Origin of the sequence: Psychromonas hadalis ATCC BAA-638 (genome assembly GCF_000420245.1) — a bacterium.
In the GTDB taxonomy this organism is placed as follows: Bacteria; Pseudomonadota; Gammaproteobacteria; order Enterobacterales; family Psychromonadaceae; genus Psychromonas; species Psychromonas hadalis.
In genome coordinates, this window is record NZ_ATUO01000205.1 from 1 (window position 1) to 5,469 (window position 5,469).

Below are 5,469 nucleotides of genomic sequence, written 5' to 3' on the forward strand. Positions count from 1 at the left end.
GCTTAAATCAATTTAAAAAATTCCAGCGTTATCTCGAAGATGGCAGGTTAAGCATTGATAATAATCGAGCAGAGCGTGCAGTGAAGCCCTTTGTGATAGGTCGTAAGGCTTGGCTATTCTCGTACACCAATACAGGTGCGAACGCGAGTGCAATTTTATATAGTTTGGTTGAAACAGCAAAAGCGAATGATCTTATTGTTCATGATTATATCGCAACCTGCTTGCAGCAGATTGCTGAAAACCCGAATGATATTGATGCGTTGCTACCATGGAATATTAAGCGTAGCTAGGTGCCATTACCCAGACGCTTACCTTTCATTTTGTAACTTTTGGTCTGCTATATGATTGAGGCTAGGTGTTATTGATTAGTCATATCAACTGCTAAATGTTTGCTGAAATATCAGAGTTTTATATAGTAGAAAGTAGTGAGTACTATTTACTACTGTAACTATGAGATAGCCGACCTTATTGTGGGGTTGGCTATCACTATTTTTTTTTACATCGTAATTATAAGTTATTTAATTGCCGTAAATTCAATTGGTTATGGGTATGTGTATTAAGCTCGTTGGGGAATAGAATAATAAGTACACACATATCATTACCATGACGCTCTAAATTCGCCGGAATAACCGTTAGCATCTTTCTTTTCATATCTGTGCCATGTGAAACCTACGGGCGTTGGATATTTGGCTTGTAGTTTTTCAAGCTGAATGCTGAGTTGATTTACATATTCATCTACATCTTCCAACTCTATAATTTTCTTGCGATTATCTATTTTAACTGTGAACGGCTCTATTGTGTTTATTTCGTCGCTATCTTCTTGGGCTCGCCTGTAGCTTATTTTTGTATTGGTAATGGCGTTGCTGAGTGATTCGATAGTATCCCTATTATCCAGCTCATCTCTCTTAAATTTTCTTTTCAGTACATTTATAGCGATATTAAGTTTTTCATCGATATCAGGTATTGAACGGATAAAGAAGTTAACCTTTTTATCGTCATTAACTTCAGCATCGTCATTAATTCCTAAGTGTTTTGAGAAAATCGATTGAATTACAGTATCTGATAATGAAATGAAATCCTTATAAGTGGCTATATTATTTTTCTGTAACATATTCTCATATGGCGTCTTTTTTAAAGGAGGAGCTATATTTTTTTCTTCATTTTTACCTTTAGACTTACTTTCATCTTTATCTTTAACTTCAACTGGTTGTTTTTTATATACGCTTTCTCCTACCGCGGCCCCTTTTGCGCCTAGCAAAAGGTTTCTCCACTCTGTTGGTAATATGATGAGTGGCGAGGTTAACGCTTTCTTTAACAGGTCTTCACCTAGGTCTTCTGCATGCTCTATAGGGATATTAAATGTGATTGCAGTGCCGGATTTTACAATGGGTAATAAGTAATTCAATGCACTTCTATAATTTTTAATTTGGTGTGTATAAAAATTTTTGTCTTTACCTTGAAGGTCTTTATTTGCTGAAATGTATTCAAATTTATGAAAAGGTGGTTGCATTAATTTTGATGGTAATAATATTTTAATTTTAAAGCCTAAGCTGGCTGATTCATCCTCGTTTAGTGATTGAATTGCATTAAAATTAGCGAAAATCTTGTATATGTCAGGTAGTTTGCGTTCATATAAGTCATCGTTTTTTACTTTAACTATATCTTCATTTTTATCATTATCTTTCTTTTTATCTTGATGGTAAAAGATAAACTTATCTATTTGTCCTGATGACAATAATAATTTAAGAAAAATATCACTGTTGTTGCTGACGTGTTTTTTACCGCTTGCCAATCCCATGAAATAAAATGCTAAAAATAATCTTAGTATGAAATGCTCATCATCTTTTTTTATCAATCTACCGCACTCAAATGCGGATAATGTGTAATGTTGCCAGTTTGATTTAGTAAAAGGTATTGAGTCGTGGGGTAAATTCTTCAATGATAATTCTGGTAATAATAGCGTTACAGGAAGAAATTTATTGCTACCACTAGCCTTGCTTTCCAATGGCGCTATAGCGTTGATGATATGTGTTAATGCTGTCGTTGATTTATCCGTACAGAGGGTACTATTTTTTCGTACTGCCTTATCTACGGGGGTGATGGCAGGTTCCATTATCCCCACGGTAGTTTTAGCCCAGTAACTACCGTACTCTTTCTCTGCGTAATTGGCTTTAAAAGGTTTATTAAGTAATTTTTTTAAATGAACATCTGAAAAATAGTCAAAATCTATATCCCAACGTTTCCTTTTATCTACGGGTAAGTGCACTGGTGACGATTGAACCTCACCTATGCCTAATAAGCACTTTATTAGATTAACTTGTGCCTTTGATATGCTTGTTCGCAGTAGATATTCTTCATGCGGGGCATATTTAATGCCAGAAGCATCTTCTTTAAACTTTTTTCCGTTATCAACTTCTTCGTCTTTATTACCCATGCAAATTTCCCCAACATCCCCGACTTAATGCGATATAACAGATTGATTACAGTGTAATGCCTTCTTTATTAATCAGAAGGGAAATTATCGTGATACATCCATTAGAATTGAAAAATAAAGCCATTGAGAATGCATGTTGTGTAGATGGTGTGAATACGCAGTATAAATTCATTACGCTTCCATATTGTCGTCTTTTTGTTGGAAAGAATGACGTTAAGAAACTTAAAGTATGTAAGTACAAGAATGGTCGCCCTAAATATGTGGATATCGGTATCTATCCAGCTATAAAGGTCAAAGACATTGAACGATTAGCTAATGCTATTTATCAAAAGTTAACTGGTACTGACATCGCTGTACTTGCTGATGAAGTCATTATTGATGATTATTTCAACACTGTTTATCTTCCCTATTCTAGAAAGACTAAAAAAAGCTGGGCTGACGATGAATCACGATACCGATGTCATGTGAAAGCTGTATTAGGCCATATGTTTATTTCAGCGGTGAAAACGATTCATGTAGCTTCATTAATTAATAACCTGCCAGAGCGACTATCACTGGAAACGTGTGACCGAATCAGATCATTATTATCTGCGATTTTTAGTAGTGCAGAGCGATTAGAGTTAATTGAACGAAATCCTGTTAAATATGTCCCTGCTTACAATAAATGTGAAATTGATAAGCGAATTCTTAGTACTGAGGAAACGGTCGCTTATATGGAGTCAGCCTTTGTTGAGGCCAATCCTAATGGTGATTGCTTTTCACATAGTGCGTTAGCTTTAATACTTTTGCTATTAACAGGAATGCGCGTGAGTAACGGTATTAACCTGACACGAAAACAAATATCAGCTGATTGTACACAGTTACTGCTTACAGATACTAAGCAAGGTAAAGAGCAACTTATTTACCTCTCTGAGCCTGCACAATGGGTTGTGAAAACTGCAATGCATATGAGTTGTAATCAATATTTATTTCCATCACCACGTAAACCTGACTCTCCTATTAGCTACCCCCGCTCAACCTTTGTGCGTATCTGTAAACGTGCTGGCATTGCTGTTCGTGGGAATGCAGGTAAGGGCGGAGAGGGTTTTTCCAGTGAACCTGTCCGCATTCATACTTTGCGTAAAACGTTTGCTTCAACCGCTATAGCTGCAGGTGTTGATGTCTACACAGTAAGTAAGTTATTAGGTCACGGCTCTGTTAGCGTCACTGAAAAACACTATGCATTTGTCAAAAGTGAAATATTATCTAGCGCCGTTCAAAATATCGGTAAGTCAATGATTCCGCAGTGTCTTGACTTACCTCTACTTGGTACAACTAATAGCTAAAAACAACCATTTCCCATAGTTCCCCACGTAGAAACGATGAATTGTTGGTGAATCTATATATTTAATTCCGACAGCAAGGCGATGTGCCTTGCTTACATTAACAAGGAATAAATTATGGGCTCAAGTAACGCAATATTTATCACCAAAGCTGGCCTTGCTCAGCGTTATTCGATGGCTATCAGCACAGTCAACACGCTGTGTAGCCGTTCTCCTGAATCTTTACCTAAGTTCATCAAGTTGGGGTTGGCTTCTAACTCGCCCATTAGATTTAAAATGGCTGACGTTATTGAGTGGGAAAATAAAATGCAGGAACAACAGATAGCACAACAAAGCCTAGAGAAACTTAGCTTAGCAAGTTTAGCAACACGTTTATAACTTAATCAAATTTACCCCGAATGGTTACATGGTGTAACCGCTCATTAACCTAAAGAAGGATGTCATAAAATGACTCATTTAATTACAACGCCTACGGGCATGTTCAACCCTGCATCAGTTAACGCAGTTTCAATTACAGATACAGGTGTTGCTATTGCAGATATTAATAACAACCTCATTCATTTTATTGAGGAGAAAGATAAAGATAATGCCAAGGTCATCATTAAAGAATTGTCTAAAGCGGTTGCTAGCGTAGGCAAAGATACCTCGTACCAACCTGACTGGGAAGCACTTGGCTTTTAATGATTAGCTTATTTTGAATGTATGACAAGCCCCTTTATAGGGGCTTTTTTGTATTAGGAGAAAAATGATGAAAGAGATGATTGGTAATGGGCTTACAGTGCCCGATTTTAAGCCGATGGTATTAGGACAGAAAAGTGACATGCCTGTGCCTATGCCATTAGCTGGTGCGAGTAGACCATCAGTATTGAAGTACGTGGTTGATTTAAACCCTGTCGTAGAGGCTTTAAAGCAACGGGATTCAAGTAGTCTTAAGTATACGGAGGTAGTTGCTTCCAAATTTAAATATGACTTTTCTGCGCTAGGCGGAAAGACTACATCACGCACAAGTAAAGTGTCAGCTACCAATACACGGTTGGTATTGGTGATTTATATTGCAGTGGCATTCTTTACCCTAAAGGTCGTAAGAAAAGTAATCGTATTACCTTTGAGTCTTTTTTAGGCACTGCTATTAACCATGGGATTGCAGTGGGGATAATCACAGGGTTTCCTGAGCGTGTTATTGTGTGTGCTCACTTTTTACGGGCTGACTTATTTACCTTCGCACAAGCATTTAAAAAACTGAAAACAGTAGTACAAGGCGTGAGAAAAACCGTAGCCACTTTGGATGGTTACGGTATAGACGTTGAACTTGAGCTAAGTAAACGAATTGATTCACACCCGTATCATATTTGGGAGGATAGCAATAAAAGCCATACGCTTAACATCCGATTTGTAATGGTCAAGTATTTTTGGAGGGTTGTTAAGCCACATTTAATAACTTTCTTCTTTTCTGAGCAGGGGTCATATATTCAATTACAGAATTCAGTCGTTTATTATTATAATAACGAATATAAAATGTCACTGCATCAACCACAGATCTATGATTAATAAAGCTCAGTCCATTTAAATATTCACTTTTTAAACTTCTAAAGAAACGCTCTTGCACTGCATTATCCCAGCAATTACCTCTCCTGCTCATACTCTGAGTAATATTGTGTAATGACAAGCACTCCTTGAATAGATTCGCACTATATTGCACACCTTGATCTGAGT

General features: G+C 36.9%; 7 protein-coding genes. 5 read left to right on the forward strand and 2 right to left on the reverse strand.

Annotated features, from left to right (window positions below; all coding sequences use genetic code 11):
• Positions 1–290: IS66 family transposase (locus tag G322_RS21250; RefSeq protein ID WP_022942935.1), on the forward strand; the 290-nt coding region annotated here is incomplete at its 5' end.
• 308 nt (positions 291–598) lie between these two features.
• On the opposite strand, the gene G322_RS0117175 is transcribed toward G322_RS21250, so the two are convergent.
• A complete protein-coding gene (locus tag G322_RS0117175) occupies positions 599–2,434 on the reverse strand; it encodes a hypothetical protein (protein WP_022942936.1) in 1,836 nt (611 codons plus the stop codon).
• A gap of 89 nt (positions 2,435–2,523) precedes the next feature.
• On the opposite strand from G322_RS0117175, the gene G322_RS0117180 reads away from it, so the two are divergent.
• The 4 genes from G322_RS0117180 to G322_RS0117195 all read left to right on the forward strand — a co-directional run bounded on the left by G322_RS0117180 (position 2,524) and on the right by G322_RS0117195 (position 4,876).
• Complete coding sequence (locus tag G322_RS0117180; RefSeq protein ID WP_022942937.1) at positions 2,524–3,759, forward strand: tyrosine-type recombinase/integrase; 1,236 nt, start codon at positions 2,524–2,526, stop codon at positions 3,757–3,759.
• Between the two features lie 114 nt (positions 3,760–3,873).
• Positions 3,874–4,134 (forward strand): hypothetical protein, encoded by a 261-nt coding sequence (locus G322_RS0117185; protein WP_022942938.1) that lies wholly within the window; start codon positions 3,874–3,876, stop codon positions 4,132–4,134.
• A 69-nt stretch (positions 4,135–4,203) separates the two neighbouring features.
• A complete protein-coding gene (locus tag G322_RS0117190) occupies positions 4,204–4,437 on the forward strand; it encodes a hypothetical protein (protein ID WP_022942939.1) in 234 nt (77 codons plus the stop codon).
• Positions 4,438–4,501: 64 nt separating this feature from the next.
• Positions 4,502–4,876 carry a hypothetical protein gene (locus G322_RS0117195; protein WP_156873991.1) on the forward strand — a complete coding sequence of 125 codons (375 nt, stop codon included), beginning with the start codon at positions 4,502–4,504 and terminating at the stop codon, positions 4,874–4,876.
• A gap of 300 nt (positions 4,877–5,176) precedes the next feature.
• Here the strand turns inward: G322_RS0117195 and G322_RS23030 are convergent.
• On the reverse strand, positions 5,177–5,469 hold a 293-nt coding region (locus G322_RS23030; protein WP_156873992.1), incomplete at its 5' end, for an integrase core domain-containing protein.